This is a genomic window from Glycomyces sp. NPDC049804 (genome assembly GCF_040674615.1).
GTDB classification, from domain to species: domain Bacteria; phylum Actinomycetota; class Actinomycetes; order Mycobacteriales; family Micromonosporaceae; genus Glycomyces; species Glycomyces niveus.
The window spans coordinates 84,042-110,331 of the sequence record NZ_JBFAMQ010000008.1; the positions used below are offsets into that span (position 1 = coordinate 84,042).

The window sequence follows — 26,290 nt, forward strand, 5'->3', positions numbered from 1 at the left end:
CGCTCCCCGGGCGGCCTGCTCCCGCCCGGGGAGCCTCAAGGCTCGGACCGGGCCCCAAACCCCGGCCCGCGCCGCGCACGACCGAGGCGGGTCAGCGCGGCGAACAAGAGCAGCGAGGCCCCGGCCGCCAGGCCGGGGCCTCACTGCTTTCATTTTCGGCGCGCGATAGCGCGCGCTTGTCTTTCGACCGTGGGGCGCATCGAGTCCGTGCGCCAGGCGGGGTGCCAGTCTTCTTGGCCGCCTGGCGGTTCGGTGAAGACGGCGATGAGGCGGGCACCGGCCTTGGTCTCCTCGTCGGAGGTGAGCCGGTGGAGATCCGGGTCAGTGGTGTTGCGGTAGACGGTGAGCCGGATGTGGTCGTTCATGCCGATGCCGACGAAGAACTCGCCGGTTTTCCGCCACTCGGGCGACTCGGCGGTGGTATCGCGCTTGCGAATCTCGATCATCGCAAGGCCGCCGCGAGTTCGGGGATGCCGAGGGCTGCAAGCGGACTCGGACGCGAATTGTGTCGCGGATACGGACTGGGCTTGCGGCGGTGCCGGGCGGGAGTGGCACGCCGAAGGCGGAGGTCATCGTAGGAAAGGATGCCGGAATCGAGAGCGGCGGCGCGCTGGGAGGCGGTCGAGGTGTAGACGAACAGGCGAGCGGCAGAGGTGCGGGAGGAGCAGCCATGTCGCCCCCAAGCCTCACCGCACCACTCGCAGCGCAAGCGGCCGAGCCCGAACCAGGCCCGGTAGGGCTGGTGAAGGTGAAGGTCGATCTTGACCCAGGCCGGGACGGGGTCGGAAGGTACGCTGATAAGACCCATGAGAAGTCTCGTTTCTCTGAGGTGTGCGGCCCACCGGATCTCGCCAAAGAACACCGGTGGGCCGCTGTCTACGCGGCCAGATTTGGTTGTGTGCGTGGGCGAAAGCCCCGGTGTGGCCCGCTCCTTCGGTCTAGGTCTCCGAAGGAGCGGGCCGGGCCGCCGGGCGGCTTCGCCGCTCGATCCCCACCTGATCGAGCGACCTGCGAGTCAGCATCGCCGCGAACGACCAGAATTTAAGTCTGCGATCCTGCAGCTACGACGAACATACGACACAATCGACATCCATGCAAGTTGCATAACACTCTTTTGGGTGACACGAATTTGCCGACAGTGGCTCACGATGAAATACTCATCGCATGACTGAGCTCCGAAGCCCCACGGTCAAACGACGCCGCATCGCGAAGGAGCTGGCTCGGCTCCGAGAACAGGCCGGATACAACCGCTCCGCCGCAGCCAAAGCGCTCGACATGAGCGCGGGCAACTTGGGTCGCATCGAGAACCGCGAAATCACCGCCAGGCCAGTGGTGGTCCGAGCGATGCTCGCCCTCTACGGCGTGACCGGCGAAGACGCCGAAGTTCTGGTCGAACTCGCTCGCGGCGCACAGGAGCGCGGTTGGTGGCAGAACTACGGCGATGTGCTGCCGGACTGGTTCAGCTTCTATGTCGGCCTTGAGGAAGAGGCTTCCTCGATCGCCACCTACGAATCCGAGATCATGCCTGGCCTTTTCCAGACCGCCGACTACGCTCGCGAGATCTTCCGCTTGACCGCTAAAGAGGGCGACATCGAGCCGAAGGTCGATGCGAGGCTGCGCCGCCAGCTCATCCTGACCCGAGAGAAGCCCGTGGAAGTCGCCGCTGTGCTCAACGAAGCGGTGCTTCTTCGGCCGGTCGGCTCAACCGCACAGTTCCGAGCGCAGCTCGAACACCTGGCAAACCTCACCGAGCTCCCCAATGTCACGGTTCAAGTGCTGCCGTTCTCGGCTGGCGGGCATCCCGCAATGACCGGCCCCTTCATGGTCATCAAGTTCCCAGATGCGCTGGATGAACCGATCGTCTACCTTGACAACTTCACCCGAGGCCAGGTTCTTGAAGAGCCTGAGCACTTCACCGCCTACCAGGATGCTCACGCAAAGCTGCGAAGCCAGGCCCTCACTCCCGAGGCGTCGCTTGATCGCATGCAAGCCATCATCAGTAGCATCAGCTGAAAACCAACCGAGCCTGACTTGAGGGTGCTGACATGAAATCTTCAGTTCTATGGCGAAAGTCCAGCTACAGCGGCACCGGCAACTGCGTGGAGGTGGCCTGCATCCATACCGCTCCATGGCGGAAATCGAGCCGCAGTGGAGGAAACGGCAACTGCGTTGAGGTGGCACCGGTGGCGGCGACCGTCGCAGTCCGGGACTCGAAGCTCCCGACCGTGGGCGACTTCCCGCACCTCCTCCTCGACACCGACACCTGGACCGGCTTCATCACCGCCATCAAGGCTGGCGACATCGCCTAGCCAACCTGGCAACAAGCCACGGCGCGCTCTCCACACCAACGGAGAGCGCGCCTTTCACATAACCCCGTCTCGCCCCTCCCTCAGCGGAGCCGCGCATGGCATCGATCGACACCCTGGCAGCCGCAATCCGCGAAGCCCTCGCCCAAGCGCGCAGCCTGACCGCACAAATCGCCACCGCCAAGAACCTCGGCGAAGATCTCCGCGCCCGGCTCACCGACCTTGGCGCCGAAGGAAAGACCGCGCATACCTCTGCGATCATCACCGGCCTCGAAGAAAACCAGTCCCAGGCAAACAGCGCAATCACCCAGCTCGAAGCCTCCCTGGCAGCAACCGAAGCCCTGCGCACCGGACAATCCCGAACCGGCGGAGATATCCCGCAGAGCGAGCCGACCCCTCAGGCCCCCGGGCCACCGTCTTCGGCCGCGACATTCAACCCTCGGAAGTTCGATCCGTCTAGGCTCGCCGGTCTACGCCGCTACAGCGAGGCAGGCACCGCAGAAGGGCGGCTCTACAACGCGGACGGCTCGCCTCACTCAGACCGAGTGTTGCGTGCCCGGCCACCGGATTCCTCTCCCTTCCCACCTGGGCGTGTGCGAACGCCCTATCAAGCCACGACGCCGAACCGAGGCCACATCGAGGGAGAAGTCGCCGCAACGATGCACCGCGACCAGATCACCGAGGCGACTTTGTACCTGAATGCCGAGCCCTGCGACAATCGCGGTCAGGGCTGCAAGGAAAATACACACGCCTTCGTACCTGAGGGAAGCATCCTCAACATCTGGGCTGTCAACGACGATGGATCACGAGTGTTCAAGCGGGTCAAAGGAACGGGAGAGGCATTCAATGGGTAAGCCGGTGACAGACGATCCGCAGCTCATGGCAGAACTGGTCAGGATGTATATGGAAGAGGGCACACCGGACCCTGAGCTGTACGACTACGCCATAGCTCGTGGCGTCCAAGCCCCTGCCGACATCGATCAGCGAGACAAGCGCTCGCTGTTCTCCGTCCGCTTCCCACCCGGCTCGGACAACGGCGCTCTCGAATGGGACTGGGCCGCACCCGATGACGCCCACACTGCCGAGTAGCCGGGGATGCCGGCGACGGCAACGGGTAGCAAACCGGGAGACAAGAAAGGCGTGAGTGACGGCTACGAAGCGTGGGTAGTTACCACCGACCCCGAACAGCTCGCCGACCTCAAAAAGAAGTCCCACGAGCTTGGCAGCGACGAGCTAGGCCAGTACGCCATTAGCCTTGGCCTTCGGCCACCCCATTACGTCGAGGGTCGGCCGGTGAGCATCGAAACACGCGTACCGTCCGGGTACGAGGGCGAACCGCTGTTGATGTGGTCGGGCTACTTTCCGTCCGTGAGTCCAGGAGACATGCCCCCAGATGACGACGATGGCGACAACGCCGCGATATGGGCATCGATCGGGATCGGCCTCGTAGACGCCTCAGAAGTCGCCAGCAGCGAAGACGACTCGTAGCGAGAGCGTAGATCCGCCGATCGCGCCGTGTTGGCCACCCGGGATGCCCAACGAAGCCGATGGCGCGCTGGTCTGGGACCTTCGGGACGACGATTGAACGAGCGAGTGCCCGGCCGCTTCGCGGCCGGGCACTCGCTCGTTCAATCGCTAGTTGTTGCCGTTGTTGCAGCTCGGATCGAGCGCGGGACAGGTCTCGGACGGGGACTCTGAGGTCTCGTCGTCGCCGCCTCCGCCGCCGTTGTCCTCGGCGGCGGTGATGGTCACCGTGGAGCCGGGGGCGACGGCCATGCCGCTGGTGATCTGGCCGTCTTCGTTGGTGACCGACTCGATGGTCTCGGCTGCCGGGTCGCCCTCGATGTTGACGGTGAGGTTGAGGTTCTGCAGTGTCGTCTGGAGGTCGGCCGGGGTCGTCGTGGCGTCCCAGGTGATCACCACGCCTTGGGCGGTGATGACCACCGTCGAACCCTCGGCCAGGGTCGAGCCCTCACCCTGGTCCTGTTCGTAGACGACGTCGACCTGATCGCCTTCGTTGCCGTACTCCACCTCGGGGGTGAAGCCGGCTTCGGTGAGCGTGCTGGTCGCCAGTTCGACGGTCATGCCCTTGACGTTCGGCACCGTGGCCTGGCCGCCCGCCGAGACGGTCAGCGTGATCTCAGTGGTCGGCGGGACCTCGGTTCCGGCCTTCGGGTCCTGCGTCAGCACCTCGCCGGAAGGCTCGGGGCTCTCCTGCTGGACCACCTTGACCGTGAGGTTCTGGGCCTCGAGCTTCGATCTCGCCTCGGCCTCGTCGTCGCCCACGACGTCTTCCACTTTGACGTTCTCCGGCGCGATCATGACGGTGATCTCGACCGAGTCGCCCTCGTCGACCTCGGCGTTCGCATCGGGGGTCTGATCGGTGACGTACCCGATGTTCGTGTCCTTGGGGTCGGTCGCCGCGACCTGCTTGACGGTCACATCGAAGCCGTCGTCCTTGAGCGTCTTCTCGGCGTCCGCCTGGAGCTGGCCTACGACGTTCGGCACGTTGACCTTCGCCGAGGCGTCCATCGCCTGCATGATCCCCCACGACGCCGCCGTCACGGCGACGAGCGCGAGGATCACCCCCAGGGCGATCAGCCACGGGCGGCGCTTGCTCGAGGAGGTCGCGATCGGCGTGATCGGGGCCGTCGAGTCGGCGCCGCCGGCGAGGAGCTGGGTGCGGTCGCCCGCGCTCATCACGGCGGGCGCGTGGACGGCCTGGCCGCGGGCGGCGCGGATGAGGTCCTCGCGCATCTCCCCGGCCGAGTGGTACCGGTTCTCGGGGTTCTTCGCGAGCGCCTTCATGATCACGGCGTCGACCGAGTCCGGCACGTTCGGGTTCAGCTCCGAAGGCGGACGGGCCTCTTCCCGCACATGCTGGTAGGCGACGGAGACGGGGTTGTCGCCGGTGAACGGCGGGTGCCCCACGAGCAGTTCGTAGAGGACGCAGCCGACCGCGTACACGTCCGAGCGGGCGTCCACGGTCTCTCCGCGCGCCTGCTCGGGCGAGAGGTACTGCGCGGTGCCGATCACCGCGCTGGTCTGGGTCATGGTCGCCTGGCCGCTCGCGAGCGCGCGCGCGATGCCGAAGTCCATGACCTTGACCTGGTTGGTGTCCGAGAGCATCACGTTGCCGGGCTTGACGTCCCGGTGGATGATGTGGTGCTTGTGGCTGAAGTCCAGGGCCGAGCACATGTCGGCCACGACCTCGCACGCCGTCGCCGGGTCGAACCGGCCCTCGGCGAGCAGGACCTCTTTGAGGGTCCGGCCGTTGACGAACTCCATCACCATGTAGGGGATGCCGGCGTCCTCGCCGGTGTCGAAGACCGCGACGATGTTCGGGTGGTTGAGGGACGCCGAGTTCTGCGCCTCGCGCTGGAAGCGGATGAGGAACGACTCGTCGCGAGAGAGGTCGGCCCGCAGCAGCTTCACCGCCACGTCGCGGCCGAGTCGGAGGTCCCGGCCACGGTGGACTTCAGCCATCCCCCCGTAGCCGACGACCTCGCCGATCTCGTATCTGCCGCCTAGGAGGCGGGGCTCTGTCGTCATCGCGTTTTACGTCCTCGTGTTCCGTTCATCGCGGCTTGATTCTAATCGCTACAACAGGCCCGAAAGCCCGCTATTGGTCGTCGCAGTCGGGGTTGCCGGGCATGCAGTCCCCGACTCCCGTGCCCCGGCTGGTCTCCTGGTCCGGCTCCTCGGCCTCGCTGGTCGCGTCCTCGGGCGCGGTCTCCTCGTTCGAGCTCTGATCGACCGGGTTCTCGGACTCGCCGCCGTCGCCGCCCGATGGGGTGCCGATGCCGTTCAACGCGATCAGCAGCCACACGATACCGCCCACCAGGACCAGCGCGGCCGCACCGGCGACCGCCATGATCACCGGGCGCTTCGCCGGGTTGGACGCCGGGGGCGGCGGTGCGGCTCCCAGCTCGACCCCGGGAGGCGTCGAGCCCGGCGGGACCTGGCCGCCGGGAGGGAGGTGCGGGGCCGCGGTCGCCGGGGCGGCGACGCTCGCGGGCGGGCCGCCCATGCTGACCACGCCGGCGCGGCGCGGAAGCTGGCCGACCGGGGGCATGACCGAGGTCGACATCGGGTCGGCGTCGACGGCGACGCGCGCGAGCGCGGCCATCTCGGTGGCGCTGGCGAACCGCTGGTGGGGGTTCTTGACCAGGGAGCGTTCGACGAAGGCCCGCACGCCGGCCGGGATGTCCGGCGGGAGCGGGGGCGGCGGGGTGCGCACGTGGTGGAGCGCGAGCTCGATGGGGTTCTCGGCCTGGAACGGCCGGTGCCCGGTGAGGCCGTGGAAGGCCACGACGCCGAGCGAGTACATGTCGGAGGCGGGCAGGACGCCGGTGCCCTCGGCCTGCTCAGGGGCGATATAGGAGGCGGTGCCCATGACCGAGCCGGTGGCGGTGAGGTCGCCGGACGCGCCGGAGCGGGCGATGCCGAAGTCGGTGAGGACGGCCTGGCCGTCCCGGTCGCGCACGAGGATGTTGCCGGGCTTGATGTCGCGGTGGATGATGCCGCGCTCGTGGGCCTGCTGGAGGGCTTCGGCGGTGGCGGCGATGATCGGCATGAGCTCGCGGGCGTCGAGGCGGCCGCGCTCGGCGATGAGGTCGGCGAGGGACTTGCCTTCGATGAACTCCATCACCAGGTAGGCGGTGGTCTCGCCGCTGGGCAGGTCGGCGTTGCCGAAGTCGTGGACGTTGACGATGTGGGGGTGGGTGAGGGCGGCCACAGTCTTGGCCTCGGCGGCGAATCGCTTGGCGAAACCGGGCTCGCTGAGGAGCGCGGGGAGCATCGCCTTCACGGCCACCGTGCGTTCGAGCACGGTGTCCTCGGCCCGCCAGACCTCGCCCATGCCGCCTACGGCAATGCGCTCGCGCAGGCGATAGCGTTGCCCGAGCAGCATTTCGGGGCTCAACACGGCGTCTCCTCACTTCGGTTCAGTAGCAGCTGTCGGCGGAACGGGCATCCGGGCCGATCAGCTCCGGGGGATCGACGCTTCAGTCTACTGGCAGGCCGCCTTGCACCAGGCCCGTCGCTCGGCGGCACTGCCGCGCGACACCTCGGCCCCGACCTCTCCGAAGATCCACGCGACGGCGCGCCGTTCGGTTGCCGTGTCAGGGGATCGTGAGGAAACTGTGTCTTCGCCGCAACCGGGCCGCACCTACGCGGTCATTCCTCCGCCCCTTCGAGGACCTGCTGCATGAGGTCTCCGGAGATCTCGGCGGCCTTGGCCGAGGCCCCCTCGCCGTAGGAGTCGAGGAACACGCAGACGGCGACGGCGGGTTCGCCGTCCTCGCCCATGGCCCAGCCGTGGAACCAGCCGTGGTCGGGGTCGGGGTTCTCGCCGTCCTCGGAGTGCTCGGCGGTGCCGGTCTTGCCGCCGACGGTGTAGCCGTCGATCTGCGCGGTCCGGCCGGTGCCGTTCTCGACCACGGCCTCCATGAGGATCTGCAGCTCCTGGGCGGTGTCGAGGTCGATCGCGCGGCCCAAGTCGTCCTCGGCGAACTTCTGGACGGTGTTGCCCTCGGAGTCGGTGAGCTCGGAGACGATCTGCGGGGCCATGCGCTCGCCGCCGTTGGCGATGGTGGCGGCGATGACCGCGTTCTGCAGGACCGTCTCCTTGACCTCCTGCTGGCCGATGCAGGCCTGCGCGCGGAAGGCCTCCTCGGAGAGGTCGCCGGTCTGCGACGGCACCGTGGACAGCGGCGTCTCGTAGGACTCGCCGAAGCCGAACGCCTCGGCCATGTCGGTGATCTGCTCGACGCTCAGCTCCTCGACGCACAGCTTCGCGAAGGTCGTGTTGCACGACTTCTCGAAGGCCTCTTCGAGGGTGTACTCCGCATTGGGGCACTGGTCCGAGGAGTTCGTGATCTCGTGGTTCGTGTCGGGGGCGGTGTAGCCGTTCCCGGCCGGGACCATGTCGCTGGCCTTGCCGCCGGCCTCGATGTACGCGGCGGCGACGATGGTCTTGAAGGTCGAGCCCGGCGGGAAGAAATCCTGGCGGGTGAGGTCGAGCATGTCGCCGCTCTCCTCGAGCGCTACCATCGCGGCCTCGGAGGTCTCGCCTTTGTTGGAGGAGACCTCGGTCGGGTTCCAGCCCGGGTAGGAGGCCTGGGCGAGGATCTTGCCGGTGCGCGGGTCGATCACGACGGCGCCGCCCTGGACGTCGGCGTCGGCGATCGCGTCGTAGGCCATCTTCTGCAGGTCGGGGTCGACGGTCGTGACGACGTTGCCGCCGACCTTGCGCTCCTTGAGGATCGTGGCCCAGAAATCGTCGAAGGCGACGAGGGAGCTGGTGCCGTTCAGCAGGTCGTTCTCGCTGTACTCGAGGTTGGACGACCCGTAGCGGAGGGACTTGAAGCCGGTGATGTTCCCGAAGTAGTCGCCCTCGGGGTAGTCGCGCTTGTAACCGTAGTCGCCGCCGTCGGTGGGGACCGACTGGGCGATGACGAGGTCCCCGGCGAGGATCTGGCCGCGCGGGACCGAGTACTCGGCGACGATGCTGCGGCCGTCGAGCTGCCCCTGGTAGTCGTCGTGGTGGAAGAACCCCACCCACGTGGACTGGACGATGAGGGCGCCCAGGAGGATCAGCGCCAGGACGCCGGTGCGCCGGATGGCCGGGTTCATTCGCCGCCTTCCTTCCTCTGGTCGTCGCCGCCGTTCGGGGGCTGCGGCCGGCTGCTGTAAGGACTGTCGAACGCGGAGGCCGGCGGCGGTGGCGGCGTCTGCGGGGCCGGGCGCGTCGTGTTGCCCGGGGGCGGCGGTGTGGGCGCGCCGTACGCCGAGCCCGGGGGCGGCGGGGGCGAACCGTAGGCCGAGCCGGGCGGAGGCGGCGGGGTCTGCGGCGGGTACTGCGGGCCGCGGGCGGTCGGATCGCCGGGCCGGCCGGTCGGGCCGCCCGGAGGCGGCGACATGGGCGGGGTGCCGGGCGGGCCGGACACGGGCGGGCCGGAGACCGGGCCGCCAGGAGGCGGGCTGAGCACGTCCTCTTCCATGGTGCCCTTGGTCGGGCCGCCGCCCTGCAGGTGCCCGGGGATGATGAGCTCGGTCGGCTGGTCGCCGCCGGGGATCGGCCCGGAGTCCATGACCCCGGCCGCCTCGGCCTTCGCGGCCTCCTCGGCGGCGCGCTTGGCGGCCTGCTCGGCGAGGAACTCCGGCGGGGCCTCGGTCTTCTGCAGGCCGAACGAGGCCTGCCACGGCTTGCGGGCGTCGTCGGAGACGCGCGCGAACAGCCCGATGAGCAGCCACGAGCCGACGAGCGAGGAGCCGCCCGCGGCGAGGAACGTCGTGGTCTGGCCGGTCATCGGGATGAGCCCGGTGACGCCGCCGAACACCACGAACAGCTGGAACGCGAGCAGGAACGCCAGGCCGCCGGCCATGAGCGAGCCGAACAGGTCGCGCGACATGATGCCGGTCTTGAACCCGCGCTGCACGAGGATCGCGTACAGCAGCAGGATGGCGATGAGGCCGATCAGCCCGGTCTCCTCGCCGATCGCGGCGAGGATGAAGTCGGACTCGGAGGCGGGGATGCGGTTCGGGTTGCCCGAGCCGGGCCCGTTCCCCAGCAGGCCCCCGGAGTTGAGCGCGACCAGGCCCTGCACGAGCTGGTACGAGTCGTTCTCGGGATCGCCGACGTAGGCCCAGGGGTCGAGCCAGATCGCGACGCGCGTCTGCAGGTGGCTGAAGAACGGGTAGATGGCGATGCAGCCGCCGATGAACATCGTCAGACCGATGATGATCCACGAGGCGCGGCGCGTCGCCATGTACAGCATGGAGAGGAAGATGCTGAACAGGAGCAGCGAGGTGCCGAGGTCGCGCTCCATGACGAGGATGACGAGGCTGGCGGCCCAGACGATGACGATCGGGCCGAGGTCCTTCATGCGCGGCAGCTGCAGGCCCAGGATCTTCTTGCCCGCCACCGAGAGCATGTCCCGCTTGCGCACCAGGTACACCGCGAAGAAGATCAGCAGCATCAGCTTCGCGAACTCGCTGGGCTGCACCGAGAAGCTGCCGAGGCGGATCCAGTTCTTCGAGCCGCCCGAGCCGGAGATCGAGTACGGCAGGAAGCCCGGGATCGCCGCCAGGAAGATGCCCGCGAACAGCAGGATGTACGCGTAACCGCGCAGGATCCGGTGGTTGCGCACCACCGCGAGGAACACGGTCAGCAGGACCACGCCGGCGATGTAGTACATGAGCTGCCGCCCGCCCTGGCCGGCGAAGACGCCCGCGTCGGCGGGCAGCGGTTCGTCGGTGATGGCGGTGCGGTCGATGCGCCGGATGTAGACGATGCCGATGCCGGTGAGGAAGGCCGCGATCGGCACGAACAGCGGGTCGGCGTACGGGGCCAGGAATTTGACGGCGGTCCACGCGCACATCGACACGATGAAGATGAGCAGCGGCAGCAGGAAGGTCACCGGGGTGGTGGTCTCGGTGAGGGCCACGTCGATGGTGACCTGGAACAGGAGCACCGCCACGCCGCCCATGACGAGCATGACGATCTCGCGGAAGACGCGCTTGGGCATGCCCGTCAGCGGAGTGAGCGGCGGCTCGGACGGTCCGACCGGCCGGGCGGTCGCCGACATCGGCTGGGCCATCAGTTCCCCTTGCGTCTCAGTCAAGAATGCGTTGTGAGCCTATATCGGCCGCGCTCGGTCGTCGCGGCAGTCCTTTTGCGCCCACCGGACCGGTCGCGCCCGCACCGCGCGGCAGCGCCGCAGACCCGGGCGCGCCGCACGCGCGCGGGTCCGCCACCGCCCGGTCGGTCCACGTTCAGTCCTCGCGGCAGTCCTGGGAGGCCGCCGGCTGCGCCTCGGTCTCGCCGGCGGCGGCGCACAGCGGGTCCAGGTTCTCGTTCCCGGCGGCGGGGTCGACCAGGGCGCTCAGCTCGTCCTCGGCGGCGGTGCCGCCGTCGACCCTGATCCCGTTCTCGAGGTCGGACTCGACCGAGTCCACGGCGTCCTCGGCGGGCCGACCGGAGTCCGTGTCGAGCCACGCGATCCGGTAACCCGCCACCTCAAAAGGGAGGCCTCGGTAGAGGCTGATGGTGCCCGCCTCTGAGACGCCGATGAAGTACTGCGTGCGCGCCCACCACACGCCGCCGCCCGCGACGAGCGCCAGCACGATGAGGCAGGCCAGGACGGTGCGCCACACCCGGCCCTTCTTGCGGGCCTTCGGCTGCGGCTCGGTCGTCTCCGACTCGCCGTCGCCGCCCTCCGACTCGTCGGTCTCCTTCACGGCGCGCAGGACGGCCGTGTCGGACTCGGCCAGGCGCGCGTCGGCGGCCGCGCCGCCGATGATCTGGCGCTGCTCCCCCGGGTCGTCGGCGACGACGTCGGCGACGAGCACCGTCACGTTGTCGGGCGCCCCTGCGTCGAGCGCCTGCTGCACCAGGGTCTCGGCCGCCTCCTGCGGCGTCACCGCGTTCTGCAGGGTGCGGGCGATGTCGGCGTCCGAGACGGGGCCGGACAGGCCGTCCGAGCACAGGACCAGGCGGTCGCCCGGGACGCCCTTGATGGTCTGGAACGCCGGCTCGACCTCGGCCGCGCCGAGCGCGCGCAGCAGCAGGGACCGCTGCGGGTGCCGCTCGGCCTCCTCGGCGGTGATCCGGCCTTCGTCGACGAGCATCTGCACGTACGTGTCGTCGACGGTGATCTGCTCGAAGCCGCCCTCGCGCAGCCGGTAGGCGCGGGAGTCGCCGATGTGCACGAGGTTGAACCACTCGCCGTCGAACCACAGGGCCGTGAGCGTGGTGCCCATGCCCTCCTTCTGCGGGTCGTCGGCGACCTGGCGGCGGATGGCGCGGTTCGCGTCGGCGACGGCGTCGGCGAGCTCGTCGACGACCGAGTCCGGGGGCGGGGGCACGTCCAGCCGGGCGACGGTGTTGATGACGATGGCCGAGGCGAGGTCACCGGCGGCCATGCCGCCCATGCCGTCGGCCACGGCGATGAAGTGGGACCCGGCGAACACCGAGTCCTGGTTGCCTTGCCTCACCACCCCGCGGTCGGAGATGGCCGCGTATCGCAGGTGCAAACTCATGAATCAACCGCCGTAGCGCGGGCACGCCCGCTGTTCGATGTCGACATCGCCGTCTCTCGTTCCGCGCGCTGCTAGGGGCGCAGCTCGAAGGAGGAACGCCCGATCCGGATGGGCACCCCGAGCGGGACCGGCGTGGGTGCAGTGACTCTAGCGCGCCCCAGGTAGGTGCCGTTCGTGGAGCCCAGGTCCTCGACGACCCACTGGCCGTCCTGGGGGCGCACGCGGGCGTGCCGGTTGGAGGCGAAGTCGTCGCGGATGACGATCGTGGAGTCGGCGGCGCGGCCGATCGAAATGGGCTGGCCGGAGAGCACGAACCGGCGCCCCTGGAGCTCACCGGTGGTCACCACCAGCCACTGCGCCGCCTGCGCGGCCTGGGGGCGCGCCCCGCGGCCGCCCGCGGCGGGCGGGGCCGAGACCGGTCCGGCGGCCGGGCCGGCGGCGGCCGGGCGGCGCTGCGCGAGGAGGTCCCGGGTGATCGTCCGCGCGGCGGCGAACACGAACAGCCACAGCAGCACGAGGAACCCGAACCGGGCGACGGTCTGGACTATCTCAGGCATTCGGCGCTCCCAGCGAATGAACGATCGGTCCCAGACACGTTAGCCCACGGTGGCGCGGGCGCACAGACGAGCCGCCGGACCCAGCCGGTCATCCCACCGCTACCGGCATGGGGCCCAGCGCTTTCCAACCGCCCCGCACCGGTCGGCCACCGGGCCGCAGGGGCCGTTCGAGTGGAAATCCGACAAGACCCGTGAGGAGCTGGTACTCGGAGCGGAGCTCTGCGGAGCGGTACTTGCGACGAGCGGGCCGCAGCCCCGATCTTCTCTCGGGCGGCCCGCCCGGTCCACAGCGGACCTCGGGCCTCCCTGAAAGCACGCGGCCCCGGCCCGATGGACCGGGGCGTCACGGGTGCTGACGTCAACCCGCCTGCAGCGTAAGGGAAGTGGTGCCGATCTGGATGACGTCGCCGGGCTGCATGGAGACCGTGGCGATGCGCTGGCCGTTGACCAGGGTGCCGTTGGTCGAGCCGAGGTCGGTGACCGAGACCTGGCGGCCGTCGAAGTCGACGCGCACGTGGCGGCGGGAGATGCCGACGTCGGGGAGGCGGATCTGGGCCTGCTCGCCGCGGCCGATGATGGTGGCGCCGTGGGCGACCGTGAACTGGCGGCCGTCAGCCGTCACCAGCACCGGGCCGGTCGGGGCCTGCGGGTGCGCGGGACCGTAGCCGCCGCCGGAGACCGGCTGGTCCATGCCCTCGTTCAAGGCCGCGACCTCGGCGGTCACCCGGAACATGCCGGTGTCGAGGCCTTCGCCGCGCTCGATCTCGACGATGACGTCGCCGTACACGGTCCAGCCGTTCTCGCCGATGAACTCGGCCTGGGACTGGGCCAGCTCCTGCGCCAGCGCCGCCGCGTACGGGGCGAGGCGGTCGTGGTCGGGGGGCGAGAGGTCGATGACGTAGCGGTTCGGCACCAGCACGCGCCCGCCGGCGAGGACCGCCTTGTGGGTCTCCGCCTCGCGCTGCATGGCGCTGGCGATCTCGACCGGGTGCACAACGCCCTTGAACATCTTGTTGAAGGTGCCCTCGAACAGGCCCTCCAGTTGTTTCTCCAAGCGTTGCAGAACGCTCACCGGTTCTCCTCCTCGTCAGACCATCCGGACCGTGACGCTCCCGTGAATAGCCGCGTCGTCCCCCGATGGTATCGGCTGGCTTCCAGCGACGGCGAGGGGTTGAGACGCAACCCTTCCGCGAGTCGGATTCATATCCGCCGATCGGGTGAGTGCCCTGTCATCCGGTGGTACCGAATGACGGGGTGGCCAGGCAGGGGCGGGTGGCGGTCCCGGGCGAAGGCGCGTAGGGTGACGCGGGTGACAGATCGCGACTTCAGCTCATTCGTCCGGGACGTGCGCAAACGCGCTCACGTCGCGACTCGTGAGCTCTCCGACTCCGCCGGGGTCTCCAACCCCTACCTCCAGGGCGAGCGCGGTGTGCGCCGGCCCAGTGGCGCGGTGCTGCGGCAGCTGGCGCTGGCGCTGCGGGTGACCACGCCGATCATGTACCTGCGGGCGAACCTCGCCCCCGAGAACGGCTCCGCGACGCCGCTGGCCATCGCCACGGACCGCGAGCTGACCTCGAAGCAGAAGCAGACCCTCGCCGAGATGTACGACGCGTTCGTCTCCGAGAACGAGCGCTCCTCGGGCAAGTAGACCGGAGCCGGGCGCCGGTGGGGCGCCCGGACTCTTCGAGCTTTCATGCGGCGGCAGCGGGTTCCGTTGCCGCGCATTCGTTTTACCCCTCGATGAACGCGCGCAGCGCTTCGAGCACCGCGTCGTTCTCCTCGGGCAGGCCGATGGTGACGCGCACCCCGTCGCCCGCGAAGGGCCGCACCAGGATCGACCGCGCCTCGCAGTGCGCGGCGAACTCGACCGCGCGCTCGCCCAGGGGCAGCCAGAAGAAGTTCGCCTGCGTGTCGGGCACGTCCGGCACGAATTCCCTTGCGGCCGTGACGGTCCGCTTGCGCTCGGAGGTCACCAGCGCGACCCGGCGGCGCATCTCGCCTTCCGCTCGGAGCGCCGCTAGCGCCGCCCGCTGCGCGGCCGTGTTGACGGCGAAGGGGATCACGCACCGGCTCACGGCGTCGGCCACGTCGGGCCGGGCGACCATGTAGCCCACGCGGAGCCCGGCCAGGCCCCAGGCCTTGGAGAAGGTGCGGAAGACGACGGCGTTCGGCCGGTCGGCGTAGCGTTCGATCGCGTCCGGGCAGGCCGGGTCGGTCACGAACTCGCGGTAGGCCTCGTCGATCACGACGAGCACGTCCTCCGGGACGGTGGCGAAGACCCGGTCGAGCTCATCGGCGTGGACGGCGGGGCCGGTCGGGTTGTTGGGGCTGCAGATCACGATCGCGCGCGTGGCGGGCGTGACGGCGGCGAGCATCGCGTCGATGTCGTGCCGGTGGTCGGGCGTGTTGGGCACCTGGACGCTCGTGAGTCCGGCGACCGTGGCCGCGATGGGGTAGGCCTCGAAGGAGCGCCAGGAGTAGACGACCTCGCTGCCGGGTCTGGCGACGGCCTGCATGAGGTGGCCGATGAGGGCGACCGAGCCGGTGCCGGTGACGATGCGCTCGACCGGCAGACCGAGCCGCTCCGCGAGGACGCCGCGGAGTTCGACGACGCCGAGGTCGGGGTAGCGGTGGACGTTCTCGGCCGCTTCCGCGATCGCTTCGACCACGCCGGGGAGCGGGCCGTACGGCACCTCGTTGCTGGAGATCTTCACGGCGTCAGGGATCGCCTTGCCGGGAACGTAGCGGGGGATGGATGCGAGGTCTTCACGCAGAGGATCGCTCATCGTGAGGGCTCCTTGTCAGGGTCGGCCTTCTCGCTGCCCACCTCGACGACGGCGGTGCCAGGGGATTTGTCGTGGAGGCATTGGCGGAAGGGTTGGTCTCGGATGCACCATATCCCGTCGAGGATCCACAGGACCGCGCCGAAGGGGAAGCAGATGAGCGGGAGCGCGAAGTACGACCACCGCAGCAGGAGCCGGCCCCAGCCGAGGTTCACGGGCGCGAGCGAGACGACCTTGATGCCCATGAGCTTCTTGCCGAGGGTCTGGCCGGTGTTCAGGGTCGCCGGGACCTCGTAGGCGAACCACAGGCCGAGGGCGATGAGGAGCACCACCCAGAGCTGGTCGGAGAGACGCGAGGGGACCTCGACGTCCTCGGGGTTGGTGGCGGCGACGGCGTCGAGGAAGTACGGCCAGAACGTCTGCATCGTCTGGTAGATGAAGTAGCCGTTGACGACCGCGTTGAGCGCCAGCATGCACAGCAGGTCGACCAGCCGTGCGACGAAGCGCTGGCCCGGGTGGGCGAGGACGCGGCCGCCGAGGATGCGGCTGACGTCGCCGCGGGTGATCCATCCGACGGTGACGCCGAGGGAGCGGATCGGGATCGTGTCAGGGGGCTGCACGGCGCCGGGGACGCGCTGGATGACGCGCGGCGGCGGGCCGTCGCCGTAGCGGCGGTCGGCGGGGAGGGTCTGGACGACCGGGTCCGGTGTGGAGGGTCGGGCGGGGAGGGGTTCCGGTTCGGGATCGACCGGCTCGGGTTCGGCGGGGGGCTCGGCGTCGGCGGGGACGGGCTTGCCGACCCAGGCGCCGCCGTCCCAGTAGCGCTGCGTCGCCGGATCGGCGGGGTCCGGGTACCAGCCGGGTTCGATCGTGGTCATCGAGGCCCATTCTTGCAGCCTCGTCCCGACATTCCCAGTCAGTTCGGCCACAGCCCGTTCGGGCCTCGGGAGACGTTCTGAAGACAACGACACGGCCCAGTCGGTTACTGCCTCGACTGGGCCGCTCGCAACAAGCTGCACTTCCGACCGAGTTACCAAGCGTGAAGTCTTTTATAGCGGTGACTGGCCCCTAGGTGGCTGGTCCCGCTGTGCCTCCCGACGGCTCAGGTCGCACGTGGGTGCTCGGCGGCGGTGCACGAATCCTTCCGATCTGCGGAGACCATGTCCCCGGGAAGTCCTTCCGGATCCGTAACTCATTTCTACCCGTCTACTGACGGGTAGTAAACCCCTAACCGCAAAAAATCCGAGCAGAGTTCTCGAAAGGGCGCCGCCTCGGCCCCGCGGGCCGCCGGTTCCCTTGATTCGCCACGGAACCGGGGGATCTGGTCTACCTTGCGGGACATCAGGGCCGCGCGCCCGCACCAGCCGAGGAGGCCGCCATGACGACGTACCCGCCGACCCCGGGGCCGCCCGAACCCGAACCGCCCGAACCGGAACGGGGCAAAGAGACCGAGGAGGGCGGGACCCCGTTCTCGGGCAATCAGCCGGGTCCGGCCCCGTCCGGGCCCGAACCGGGCTGGAGCCCGCCGGGCGCGAGACCCGAAGGCGTCCCGCACCCGACGCACGGGGAGACCCCCGGGGAGTCGCCGCGGGCGCCCTCCGACAAGCCGTTCGGCGGCATCCCGCCGGCGCCCCCACCGCCCGGCGCGGGACCGGGCGGGCCGTCGCCCGCCGGGGGCGGGTACAGCCCGTACGCGGGCGGCGCGGTACCGCCGCCGCCACCGCCGCCTCCGGCCTACAACGCCGACGGGCCGCTGCGGGGCCAGCAGCCGCGCAACGGGCTCGGCACGGCGGCGCTGGTCTGCGGCATCGTCGCGATCGTCCTGTCGTTCATCCCGGTCGTCAACACGTTCACGTGGCCGCTCGGGGTGCTCGCGATCGTGTTCGGAGCGGTCGGCTGGGCGCGCGCGAACAAGGGGGTCGCCACGAACAAGCCGATCGCCATCACCGGACTGGTGCTGGGCATCGTCTCGTTCTTCACGTTCTGCCTGATCTACGTCATCATCGGCGCGAACAGCGGCTCGATGTACTACGACGCGGCGCCGATGCTGTAGCGGCGCAACGAGAACGGGCCGGGCGCACGCAGCGCCCGGCCCGTTCTCGCGCACTCAGACCTGGAGCCAGGCGCCGCGGCGCATCACCGACACGAGGTTGAAGTCGTCGTCCAGGACCACGGCGTCGGCGTACCTCCCGGCCTCGATCGCGCCGACATCGTTGAGCCCCAGCAGTTCCGCGGGCGTCGCGGACGCCATCTGGGAGGCGGCCTCGACCGACTGCCCGGCCAGGCGGACCGCGTTGCGGAACGCGTCCAGGAGCGTGATCGTCGACCCGGCGATGATGTCGGTGCCCGCGACGGTGGCGACCCCGTCGTTGACCTCGACCTCGTGGCGGCCGAGGAGGTACCGGCCGTCGCTCAGGCCCGCGGCGTCCATGGCATCGGAGACCAGGAGCGTCCACGCCGGCAGCGAGGTGTCGAACGCGAAGCGCATGGTGCCCGGGTGCAGGTGGACCGGGTCGGCGACGATCTCGGAAAAGATCCGCTCGTCGTCGAGCAGCGCCGGGATCGGGCCCGGTTCGCGGTGGTTGAACGCCCGCATCGCGTTGAACAGGTGCGTCGCGGCCTGCGCGCCCGCGTCGATCCCGGCCGCGGTCTGCTCGTAGCTGGCGTTCGTGTGCCCGATCGCGGGCACGACCCCGCGCTGGTCCAGGAACTCGATGGCCTCGAGCGCGCCGTGCAGCTCGGGCGCGATGGTCACCATCTTGACCGCGCCGCCGCCGGCCTCGATGAGCTCGGTGAGCTCGGCCAGGTCGGGGTCGCGCAGCACCTCGACGCGGTGCGCGCCGCACTTCGCGGCGGAGATATAAGGCCCCTCGTAGTGGACGCCCGCGAGCGTCCCGTCCGCGACCAGCGGTTGCAGCGCCCGCGTCGCGTCCAGGAGGAAGCCGTGCGTGGACGAGACGAGGGAGGCGACCAGGGTGGTGGTACCCCGCGAGGCGTGGAAGGCCGCGGCCCCGCGCGCCGACTCCGGGTCGCCGTTCGCCAGCGAGAAGCCCCCGCCGCCGTGGCAGTGGACGTCCACGAACCCGGGCAGGACCCAGCCGCTCGGCTCGCCGTCGCGCTCGAGGATGCCCTCGAACCGGTCGCCGTCGACCACCAGGGTCCCGTTGACGATCCCGTCAGGGGTGACGATGCGGCCCACGGCCGGCAGCAAGACGCCGTCCAAGGCGCTCCTTCCAATCGATCCGGCGTGTATGGGCCCACCCCGGTGCGGCACAATGATCGTGAGCGCCCGAGCATGACTTGAGCACCGCCCGAGCGCCAGAAGACGTACAACGAACACTATCGCGCAGCCGCGGCGGCCCGCCGCGGTCCCGACCCAGTACTTTCGAACGACGAGGAGCGACGTGGACCGCTATGCCCGGTGGAACACCCTGCTGGAGATCCTCGCAGAGACCGGACGCATCACAGTGGAGGAAGCGGCCGAACGGCTCGGCGTCTCGCAGGCGACGATCCGCCGCGACTTCGACCAGCTCTCCCAGCAGCAGATGATCACCCGCACCCGCGGCGGCGCCGTCGCGGGCGGCATCTCCTACGACCTCCCGCTGCGCTACAAGACCGCCCGGCACGTCGAGGAGAAGCACCGCATCGGCACCGCCGCGGCCGGACTCGTCAGCCCCGGCCAGGTGATCGCCCTCAACGGCGGCACCACCATCACCGAGGTCGCGCGCGCCCTCGCCACCCGCACCGACCTGGTCGCGACCCCCGGCTCGACCGGGCTGACGATCGTCACCAACGCGCTCAACATCGCGAACGAGCTCATCGTGCGGCCGCACCTCAAGGTCGTGGTCGTCGGCGGCGTCGTGCGGCCCCAGTCGTACGAGCTCATCGGCCCGCTCGCGGCGCCGATCCTCCGCGAGATCACGCTCGACATCGCGTTCCTCGGCGTCGACGCCATCGACATGAAGCTCGGCGCGACCAGCCACCACGAGGGCGAAGCGGCCATCAACGCCCTCATGGCCGCCCGCGCGCGCAAAGTCGTGGTCATCGCCGACGGCTCCAAGATCGGCGGCCACGCCTTCGCCCGCATCTGCCCCACCGAGCGGGTCCACACGCTCGTCACCGACGGCAACGCCCCGCCCGAGCAACTGCGCGGCTTCGAGGAGGCGGGCATCCGCGTCATCGTCGTCTAGCGGGCTCCGGGTCCTGGGACGCGGTTGCGCCGCCGCACCGGGTCCCGGTACGGCGGCGTGAGCACTGCTTGCGACTCAGGCCTGCAGGGCCTGGGCGATCTTCTCGGCCATGGCGGTCATGCCCGGGCTCGGCTCGCCCTTGTGGGCGCGATCGGCGGCGGCGACCGCGGTGGTGATGGCGGCCTGGAAGTTCGCCGCCTCCTTCGGGTCGTGCGCGCCGAGCAGGCGCACCGAGTGGGCGAGGGCCGGGAGGACCTGGTCGGCGAGGGCCGCACTGGACTTCACGTCGAGCTTGAAGTCCCGCTTCTTGGAGGCGAGCGCGTGGCCGACGGCGCCGGTGGCCGCGGCGAAGGAGAGCGTGCCGTCCGTGGAGACTTTGTGGGCCGAGGCCGGGCTCGCCGCGTAGGCGAGGAGGGTGACGGCGCCGAAGGCGGCGGTGCGGAGGGTGGTCTTGTCCTGGGCGGTGAGGTCGATGGTCATCGTCGTGCTCCGTTTTCGTTCCGGTGAGGTGTTCCTCGTCGATGACGCAACTATGGGCGGCCCGGCTTGCACCGTCCTGACGCCGACCTGTCAGCCCGCCTGACACGGGCGCGGCTCTCAAGGGGCGGGAAAGCCGGTGGCCCGAACCGCGTGCGCACGTTGTAATCGGAGTCGATCGGGCGAAGGCGGAGGAGGCGGCGATGGTCGAGTGGACCGCGATCGCGGGGATCGGGCTCGTCGCACTGGGCATGGTCCTCACCCCCGGACCGAACATGATCTACCTGGTGTCGCGGACCATCGCGCAAGGCCGCCGCGCCGGCTACGTCTCGCTCCTCGGCGTCGCCGCCGGGTTCTCCGTCTACCTCGTGGCGGCCGCCGCGGGGCTCAGCGCGATCTTCGTGCTCGTGCCGGTCCTGTACACGGCTTTGAAGATCGCCGGGGCGGCCTACCTGCTGTGGCTGGCCTGGCAGGCGTTCAAGCCCGGCGGCGCCTCGGCGTTCGCGCCGAAGGCGCTCGCGGCGGACTCGCACCGCAGACTGTTCACGATGGGCCTGGTCACGAGCCTGCTCAACCCGAAGATCGCCATCATCTACGTCTCGCTGCTCCCCCAGTTCATCGACCCGGCGAGCGGGCCGGTCGCGGTCCAGAGCCTCATCCTGGGCCTGGTGCAGATCGCGATCGGCGTGACCTTCAACGGCCTCTTCGTCTTCGGCGCCGGCACCATCGCCGCGTTCCTCGGCAGGCGGCCCCTCTGGCTCAGGACGCAGCGGTACTTCATGGGCACGGTCCTCGCCGGGCTCGCCTTCCACCTGGCGCTCGGCAAGTCCCGTCCGGCGACCGCGCTGCCATAGCGACGGGAACGGCCGGCAGCACGAGTGCTGCCGGCCGTTCTCCTTGCGTCCTAGCGCTGCGGCGCGGTCGCGTCCGGGAGGGTGGGGTCGAACAGGCCGGTGCCCTCGGGGGTGCCGGTCGTCGGTTCGAACGGGCGCATCTCCTGCGTGTAGATCCCGTCGTCCGGCTCGATCGTCTCCTTAGGACGGCCGAGGCGGTCGAGGGCGAACGAGACGAACAGGGCCACCAGGAGGATCCCGGCGTAGATCGCCTGGGAGTAGTCGGCCTGCCAGGAGCCCTCCCCCGCGTCGGCCACGACCCGGCCCCACAGGACCAGGCCCGCCCACACCGCGACCGCGGTGAGGACGCCGCCGAAGACGCCGCCGCGGCGCCCCCACAGGCTGGTACCGGCGAGGAGCGCGATCGCGAAGGCGAGCAGCTGCGGCTCGACCGCGACGGCGAGGTCGGCGTACGGGCCGAAGTTCAGCGTGTGCTGCCCCTCGATCGGGCCGAGCGCGTACATGTACGACACGTACCCCGAGGCCGCCGCGAGCAGCATCGACAGGACCGTGCCGCCCAGCAGCAGGAACACTGCCGAGGCGGAGCGCTCGCCTTCCCCGTCGGCGAGGCGCTTGACCGCGCTCAAGCCGTCGCGGACGCCGGGAGCGAGGCCGATGAGGCCGCCCGCGACCGCCAGGACGGCCGCGCCGCCGAGCAGGTACAGGCCGTTCGGCGGCCCCGGCAGCGTGACGACGTCGCCGGGATCGGCGAGGCGGTAGGTGACCGGGAGGGCCGCCACGACCACGACGCCGATCGCGAGGCCCGCGAACCAGGCCGGGACCCGGAACGCGGCCACGAGCAGCACATAGAGCAGGCCGGCCACGGCCGCGGCGCCCGCCACGTACGCCATGTAGATCCACACGTTCGCCTCGAACGGCCGGGCGACCGTGATGACGAACGCGAGCGCCGGAGCGGCCAGGTTCACCGCCCCGAGCCGCAGCGACAGCCCGATCGCCAAGGCCGCCAGCAGGATCGGCGTCAAGTGCAGGGCGTGGCGGCTGAGGGCGTCGGCGAGGCCGTCGAACTCGTCGCCGAACAGGGCGTCCCGGCGGCGGTAGACCAGGAACAGCGCGTTCAAGGTCAGCAGCAACAGGATCGCCTCCCAGATGAACTGGAAGACCACCCGGTCGCGCGGCGCCGCGGGTTCGACGTGCGCGACGGCCTCGGGACCCTGGCCCGCGAACGGGTCGACGGGCCCGCCGTCGCCGGTGGCCGCCAGGCCGGCGCCGGGAGCGAGCGGCGGCGGCGTGAACTCGAGCTGGCGGGTCTGGTCGAGGGCGCTCTCGTCGCGCTCCGGGGGGATGTACGTCATGCGTCTGTCCTTTATGGGGGGATCAGCGGCCGTGGCGCGGGGAGCCGAAGCCGTCGCGGGGCGAGTCGCGCAGGTCGTCGAAGACGCCGGAGGCGCCGAAGGGGTCGGCGGCCGCGCCCTGCTTGGGGATGCCGCCGGTGGTGCGCATGCCGCCCGTGTTCGTCCACGGGTCGCGGCCCGAACCGAGTCCGGCGAAGTCCTCGTCGAAATCGTCGAGCGCCTCGGTGCGCTCGCGCTCGGCCGGCGGGTCGTCCTCGCGCAGGTCGGCGACGGACCCGGCGCGGCGGGTGGAGGCCGTCTCGTTCTCGTCGGCGGTGTTCATGACCTCGACGAGGCGCGTCACCAGGAACCCGGCGACGATGGCGCCCAAGGCGATCCAGCTCGGGTCGAACGACCAGCCGCGGCCCTCGGCGAGCCACATCAGGCCCAGCACGAGCGCGGCGGCGAACACGGTGCCGCACACCCCGCCGCGCCGGCCCATGAGGCTCGTGCCGCCGACGAGCGCCGCGCCGAGCGCGACCACGGTGAGCAGGATCGGGTCCGGCAGCGCGGCCGCGCCGCCCTCGGGAACGCCGGTCCAGGCCGTGACCACGCCCGCGGCGCCCGCGAGCGTCGAAGAGAGCAGCACGCCGAAGAACACGAGCCCGCCGCGTCCGTGCGGCTCCCCCGCCGGGGTCTCCCGGATCGGCGCGAGCCGCTTGCGCACGCCCGAGAACGCGCCGACGAAGCCGAAGAACAGGGACACGCCCACGGCACCGCCCAGGGCCGCAAGGACACCGGTGCCCGGCAGACCGGAGAGCATGAACGTCGAAGGGTCGCCCGCGGAACCGGCCCACAGGCCGATCGCGCCGCCGACCGCGCCGCTCGCGGCCCAGCCGGGGGCGCGCAGCCACGCCGTCAGGGTCGCCAGGACGATGCCGACGAACGCGGCCACGCCGAGGCCCACGCCGAGCGCCATGACCGCACCCGACCCGGAGGCGTCCACGAACATCCACGCCGCGAGCAGCGCGATCGGGCCGACGGCCAGGTTGACCGCGCCCACGCGCAGGGACACGGCCATCGCCGAAGCGAGCATCACGATGGAGGCGAGGGCCGCGAACAGGTCCGTCCAGGACCCGGCGCCGTCGGTCTGGGAGACCGCGAACAGGACGCCGCCCGCGAGGAGCAGCAGGCCGATCTCCCAGACCACGTGGACGGCCATGCGGTCGGACGCGGCCTCGTCGTCGCCCGACGGCGCCGACTTCCCTGCGTCGGTTCTGATGAGTGTCGTCTCTTCACGACTGGGGGGGTCAAACTTCATGGGTCGCACCTCAAAACGCGCGAAATATGGGGAATATCGGGGATGGGTCGGCAATCGGGATCGGTCGGTCAGGGACGGGACGGGGACTCGTCCTGCTCGTCGTCCTGCGGGGGGATGCGGCAGGAGTGCTCGAGCCAGAGCGCGGCCGCGGTGAGCGCGGCGCACGCGAGGGTGCCGGCGACCGCCTTGGGCAGGTCGTCGGCTGCGGCGGTCAGGCGGCCCGACTGGACCGCGAGCCACACGGTGAACCCCAGGTAGGCGCCGAAGAAGAGCGAGCCGGCGATCGAAGCGGCCTTCGCCAGCACCGCGTAGCGGGCGATCTGGAGCGCGTGCTCCGGACCCTCCAGCCTGCCCGGCTCGCGGGACGACAGGCCGCCCGCGCTCGCCGTCTGGGTCTGCCTCCGGCTGGGGCGCAGGGTCTTGCGCGTGGTCCAGGCCATCCACGCCAGCAGTACCGCCAGTGCGAACAGGACCACGGAGTTGTACCAGGCCAGTTCGGGGGCCTGCTGGTAGTAGCGGGCGACGAGGAGCAGCGTCAGCGCGGCCCCGGCCAACGCCACCACCGCGAGGGTGGACGGCGCGGTCGGCTTGAGGCTCGGCTTCGGATGGTGCCCGTCGTCACTACTCATGATGCTCCGACCATATCGGGTGGAGCCTGCGGAGTGCGCGCGCGTCCGCCGCGACGGACTCGTCGCGTAGCAGCTCCCTCACTCGGCCCTTGCCGGGGAGCTCGGCGTCGCGGTCGATCGCGAACCACGGGACCAGCACGAACGCGCGCAGATGGGCGAGCGGGTGGGGCAGCTGGAGGCGGGGCTCGTCGGAGTGGACGGGGGTGCCGTCGTCGTCGGTGACGGCGATGAGATCGACGTCGAGGGTGCGGGGGCCGTAGGGGCGCTCGGGGTCGCGGACGCGTCCGGCCTCGGCTTCGAGGCGCTGGCCGAGGGCGAGCCAGTCGTCGGCGGTGCGGCTCGGGTCGTTCGCGATGACGGCGATGTTGTAGTAGGTGGGCTGCTCGTCGTCGCCGCCCCAGGGCGGGGTCTCGTAGACGTCGGAGACGGCTTCGGGGTCGACGGCGGCGATGGCGGCGGTGAGCGCGGCTTCGCGGTCGCCGAGGTTGGAGCCCATGGAGAAGACGACTCGGGTCATCGCTGGGGCCTTTCGATGGTGACGGAGACGTCCGTGAAGTGCTGGGCGATGGGAGCCTGCGGCTTGTGGACGGTGACGCGGGCGGAGCTGACGCGGTCGAGGGCGAGGCAGGCGTCGGCGAGGCGTTCGGCGAGGGTCTCGATGAGGTTGACGGGTTCGCCGGAGACGATGTCGGCGAGGGTGTCGGCGAGCGCGCCGTAGTCGACGGTGTGCTTGAGGTCGTCGCTGGCGGCGGCTTCGGTCGTGCTGGTGCGCAGGGAGACGTCGACGAAGAAGTCCTGCCCGGCTTCCCGTTCGTGGTCGAAGACGCCGTGGCGTCCGTGCACCCGCAGGCCGGTCAAGGTGATCAGGTCGGTATCCACGCGCCCGAGCCTACTCGAAGCGGCGGGCGCGTCGAGGAAGGACGATACGGGGCTATTCGGGCTCGTCGTCCTCTCTGACGCGGACGACGAGCCAGGTGGCGACGGCGAGGATGACGCCGGCGGCGAGGATCGGAATGAGGCGGAGGTTGCCTTCGAGCCAGGTGAGGAGTTCGAGGTACTGGGAGGTGGGGTCGACGAGGACGAGGGCGGTGAAGAGGGCGGCGACGCCGCCGATGCACATGACGAGCCAGGAGCGCCAGCCGCCGGCGACGCCGAAGCGGCGGCCGAGGACCTGGGCGGCGTTGAAGATGCGCTTGGCGCGCAGGACGCGGATGGAGCCGACGAGGGTGGCGAGGCGCAGCACCTGGGCGCCGCCGGCGGCCAGGACGAGGCTGACGAGGGTGAGGAGGCAGACGAGGAGCATCCACTTGTGGCGCCAGAGCCATTCGCGCTTGCGTTCGGCGGCGAGGAGGAGGATGACGGACTCGGCCCACAGCACGATCCCGGCGGCCCAGCCGATCACCTTGCCCGCCAAGGCCATCTGGCCGTCGGTGCCGAGGGTGAGGAAGACGGCGGGCACGGAGGCGCACACGGCGATGATGACCGGGAGCCGCAGTTTGAACTGGAGGAACCGGGCTACGACGGTGAGCTTGTCGGGGCGCCAGAAGGGGGTGGGAGGCACGGTTCCAAACTACCGGTCAGCGGCACGGGCTCGCGGATCGGCTAGACTCGGCTCTCGCGCCCCCGTAGCTCAGGGGATAGAGCGTCGGTTTCCTAAACCGTGCGTCGCAGGTTCGAATCCTGCCGGGGGCACTTTCAACATGCGACATACACCAGCCAAAACGGCCCCTGACCAGGGATTTCCCGGTCAAGGGCCGTTCGTGTTGTTCAAGGTCTGGTCCGGTTGAGTCCGGCTCTG

The 26,290-nt window shown here is 70.2% G+C and carries 27 protein-coding genes and 1 tRNA gene; 10 read left to right on the forward strand and 18 right to left on the reverse strand.

The genetic code is table 11. The features are described from left to right. Window positions 1–149: 149 nt before the first annotated feature. Complete coding sequence (locus AB0K52_RS14965) at window positions 150–446, reverse strand: hypothetical protein (protein ID WP_363531648.1); 297 nt, start codon at window positions 444–446, stop codon at window positions 150–152. A 718-nt stretch (window positions 447–1,164) separates the two neighbouring features. Between AB0K52_RS14965 and AB0K52_RS14970 the strand changes: the two genes are divergently transcribed. The 5 genes from AB0K52_RS14970 (at window position 1,165) to AB0K52_RS14990 (ending at window position 3,794) form a co-directional block, all read left to right on the forward strand. Continuing rightward, entirely contained in the window at window positions 1,165–2,013 is an 849-nt protein-coding gene (locus AB0K52_RS14970; RefSeq protein ID WP_363531651.1) for a helix-turn-helix transcriptional regulator, read from the forward strand. A gap of 32 nt (window positions 2,014–2,045) precedes the next feature. Further along, complete coding sequence (locus tag AB0K52_RS14975) at window positions 2,046–2,309, forward strand: DUF397 domain-containing protein (RefSeq protein WP_363531653.1); 264 nt, start codon at window positions 2,046–2,048, stop codon at window positions 2,307–2,309. Between the two features lie 95 nt (window positions 2,310–2,404). Then, the gene (locus AB0K52_RS14980) at window positions 2,405–3,160 is read left to right on the forward strand and encodes a DddA-like double-stranded DNA deaminase toxin (RefSeq protein ID WP_363531656.1); all 756 of its coding nucleotides are present in this window, start codon (window positions 2,405–2,407) and stop codon (window positions 3,158–3,160) included. A 49-nt stretch (window positions 3,161–3,209) separates the two neighbouring features. Continuing rightward, complete coding sequence (locus tag AB0K52_RS14985) at window positions 3,210–3,395, forward strand: hypothetical protein (protein ID WP_363531659.1); 186 nt, start codon at window positions 3,210–3,212, stop codon at window positions 3,393–3,395. A 51-nt stretch (window positions 3,396–3,446) separates the two neighbouring features. After that, the gene (locus AB0K52_RS14990; protein WP_363531662.1) at window positions 3,447–3,794 is read left to right on the forward strand and encodes a hypothetical protein; all 348 of its coding nucleotides are present in this window, start codon (window positions 3,447–3,449) and stop codon (window positions 3,792–3,794) included. 147 nt (window positions 3,795–3,941) lie between these two features. Here AB0K52_RS14990 and pknB read toward each other — a convergent pair whose 3' ends face one another. The 7 genes from pknB to AB0K52_RS15025 all read right to left on the reverse strand — a co-directional run bounded on the left by pknB (window position 3,942) and on the right by AB0K52_RS15025 (window position 13,979). Then, window positions 3,942–5,858, reverse strand: a complete 1,917-nt coding sequence (gene pknB, locus AB0K52_RS14995; RefSeq protein ID WP_363531665.1) for a Stk1 family PASTA domain-containing Ser/Thr kinase — start codon at window positions 5,856–5,858, stop codon at window positions 3,942–3,944. Between the two features lie 70 nt (window positions 5,859–5,928). Beyond that, window positions 5,929–7,233 (reverse strand): serine/threonine-protein kinase, encoded by a 1,305-nt coding sequence (locus tag AB0K52_RS15000; protein WP_363531668.1) that lies wholly within the window; start codon window positions 7,231–7,233, stop codon window positions 5,929–5,931. Between the two features lie 251 nt (window positions 7,234–7,484). Continuing rightward, complete coding sequence (locus AB0K52_RS15005; protein ID WP_363531670.1) at window positions 7,485–8,942, reverse strand: penicillin-binding transpeptidase domain-containing protein; 1,458 nt, start codon at window positions 8,940–8,942, stop codon at window positions 7,485–7,487. Further along, the gene (locus AB0K52_RS15010; protein WP_363531673.1) at window positions 8,939–10,933 is read right to left on the reverse strand and encodes an FtsW/RodA/SpoVE family cell cycle protein; all 1,995 of its coding nucleotides are present in this window, start codon (window positions 10,931–10,933) and stop codon (window positions 8,939–8,941) included. The genes AB0K52_RS15005 and AB0K52_RS15010 overlap by 4 nt, the downstream gene beginning before the upstream one ends. A 151-nt stretch (window positions 10,934–11,084) precedes the next feature. Then, window positions 11,085–12,350 carry a protein phosphatase 2C domain-containing protein gene (locus AB0K52_RS15015; RefSeq protein WP_363531676.1) on the reverse strand — a complete coding sequence of 422 codons (1,266 nt, stop codon included), beginning with the start codon at window positions 12,348–12,350 and terminating at the stop codon, window positions 11,085–11,087. 71 nt (window positions 12,351–12,421) lie between these two features. Then, window positions 12,422–12,907 (reverse strand): FHA domain-containing protein, encoded by a 486-nt coding sequence (locus tag AB0K52_RS15020; protein ID WP_363531679.1) that lies wholly within the window; start codon window positions 12,905–12,907, stop codon window positions 12,422–12,424. A gap of 358 nt (window positions 12,908–13,265) precedes the next feature. After that, on the reverse strand, window positions 13,266–13,979 hold the full coding sequence (locus tag AB0K52_RS15025) for a DUF3662 and FHA domain-containing protein (protein ID WP_363531682.1): 714 nt from the start codon (window positions 13,977–13,979) through the stop codon (window positions 13,266–13,268). A 237-nt stretch (window positions 13,980–14,216) separates the two neighbouring features. Here AB0K52_RS15025 and AB0K52_RS15030 point away from each other — a divergent pair, with 237 nt between their 5' ends. Then, window positions 14,217–14,555 carry a transcriptional regulator gene (locus AB0K52_RS15030; protein ID WP_363531685.1) on the forward strand — a complete coding sequence of 113 codons (339 nt, stop codon included), beginning with the start codon at window positions 14,217–14,219 and terminating at the stop codon, window positions 14,553–14,555. A gap of 82 nt (window positions 14,556–14,637) precedes the next feature. Here AB0K52_RS15030 and AB0K52_RS15035 read toward each other — a convergent pair whose 3' ends face one another. Then, complete coding sequence (locus AB0K52_RS15035; RefSeq protein WP_363531688.1) at window positions 14,638–15,693, reverse strand: histidinol-phosphate transaminase; 1,056 nt, start codon at window positions 15,691–15,693, stop codon at window positions 14,638–14,640. Continuing rightward, window positions 15,690–16,568 (reverse strand): RDD family protein, encoded by an 879-nt coding sequence (locus AB0K52_RS15040; RefSeq protein WP_363531691.1) that lies wholly within the window; start codon window positions 16,566–16,568, stop codon window positions 15,690–15,692. Before AB0K52_RS15040 ends, AB0K52_RS15035 begins: the two co-directional genes overlap by 4 nt. Before the next feature lie 500 nt (window positions 16,569–17,068). On the opposite strand from AB0K52_RS15040, the gene AB0K52_RS15045 reads away from it, so the two are divergent. Continuing rightward, window positions 17,069–17,743: a DUF4190 domain-containing protein gene (locus AB0K52_RS15045; protein WP_363531694.1), complete on the forward strand. Its 675-nt coding sequence runs from the start codon at window positions 17,069–17,071 to the stop codon at window positions 17,741–17,743. Between the two features lie 54 nt (window positions 17,744–17,797). On the opposite strand, the gene nagA is transcribed toward AB0K52_RS15045, so the two are convergent. Continuing rightward, window positions 17,798–18,913 carry an N-acetylglucosamine-6-phosphate deacetylase gene (gene nagA / locus AB0K52_RS15050; protein WP_363531696.1) on the reverse strand — a complete coding sequence of 372 codons (1,116 nt, stop codon included), beginning with the start codon at window positions 18,911–18,913 and terminating at the stop codon, window positions 17,798–17,800. A gap of 181 nt (window positions 18,914–19,094) precedes the next feature. Between nagA and AB0K52_RS15055 the strand changes: the two genes are divergently transcribed. Beyond that, window positions 19,095–19,880 (forward strand): DeoR/GlpR family DNA-binding transcription regulator, encoded by a 786-nt coding sequence (locus AB0K52_RS15055; protein ID WP_363531699.1) that lies wholly within the window; start codon window positions 19,095–19,097, stop codon window positions 19,878–19,880. 75 nt (window positions 19,881–19,955) lie between these two features. Here the strand turns inward: AB0K52_RS15055 and AB0K52_RS15060 are convergent, their stop codons facing one another. Then, window positions 19,956–20,360 (reverse strand): hypothetical protein, encoded by a 405-nt coding sequence (locus AB0K52_RS15060; RefSeq protein WP_363531702.1) that lies wholly within the window; start codon window positions 20,358–20,360, stop codon window positions 19,956–19,958. A gap of 200 nt (window positions 20,361–20,560) precedes the next feature. Between AB0K52_RS15060 and AB0K52_RS15065 the strand changes: the two genes are divergently transcribed. Beyond that, window positions 20,561–21,211 (forward strand): LysE family translocator, encoded by a 651-nt coding sequence (locus AB0K52_RS15065; protein WP_363531704.1) that lies wholly within the window; start codon window positions 20,561–20,563, stop codon window positions 21,209–21,211. A 50-nt stretch (window positions 21,212–21,261) separates the two neighbouring features. On the opposite strand, the gene AB0K52_RS15070 is transcribed toward AB0K52_RS15065, so the two are convergent. From AB0K52_RS15070 to AB0K52_RS15095, 6 genes are all read right to left on the reverse strand, one after another. Beyond that, window positions 21,262–22,563 carry a hypothetical protein gene (locus tag AB0K52_RS15070; RefSeq protein ID WP_363531707.1) on the reverse strand — a complete coding sequence of 434 codons (1,302 nt, stop codon included), beginning with the start codon at window positions 22,561–22,563 and terminating at the stop codon, window positions 21,262–21,264. 22 nt (window positions 22,564–22,585) lie between these two features. Next, the gene (locus tag AB0K52_RS15075; RefSeq protein ID WP_363531710.1) at window positions 22,586–23,863 is read right to left on the reverse strand and encodes a hypothetical protein; all 1,278 of its coding nucleotides are present in this window, start codon (window positions 23,861–23,863) and stop codon (window positions 22,586–22,588) included. 68 nt (window positions 23,864–23,931) lie between these two features. Further along, on the reverse strand, window positions 23,932–24,492 hold the full coding sequence (locus AB0K52_RS15080; protein ID WP_363531713.1) for a DUF3180 domain-containing protein: 561 nt from the start codon (window positions 24,490–24,492) through the stop codon (window positions 23,932–23,934). Next, on the reverse strand, window positions 24,485–25,009 hold the full coding sequence (folK, locus tag AB0K52_RS15085) for a 2-amino-4-hydroxy-6-hydroxymethyldihydropteridine diphosphokinase (RefSeq protein ID WP_363531716.1): 525 nt from the start codon (window positions 25,007–25,009) through the stop codon (window positions 24,485–24,487). Before folK ends, AB0K52_RS15080 begins: the two co-directional genes overlap by 8 nt. Beyond that, window positions 25,006–25,371: a dihydroneopterin aldolase gene (gene folB, locus AB0K52_RS15090; RefSeq protein WP_363531718.1), complete on the reverse strand. Its 366-nt coding sequence runs from the start codon at window positions 25,369–25,371 to the stop codon at window positions 25,006–25,008. The genes folK and folB overlap by 4 nt, the downstream gene beginning before the upstream one ends. A 52-nt stretch (window positions 25,372–25,423) precedes the next feature. Beyond that, on the reverse strand, window positions 25,424–26,053 hold the full coding sequence (locus AB0K52_RS15095; protein ID WP_363531720.1) for a hypothetical protein: 630 nt from the start codon (window positions 26,051–26,053) through the stop codon (window positions 25,424–25,426). A 58-nt stretch (window positions 26,054–26,111) separates the two neighbouring features. Between AB0K52_RS15095 and AB0K52_RS15100 the strand changes: the two genes are divergently transcribed. Continuing rightward, window positions 26,112–26,184, forward strand: a tRNA-Arg gene (locus AB0K52_RS15100). Window positions 26,185–26,290: the final 106 nt, after the last annotated feature.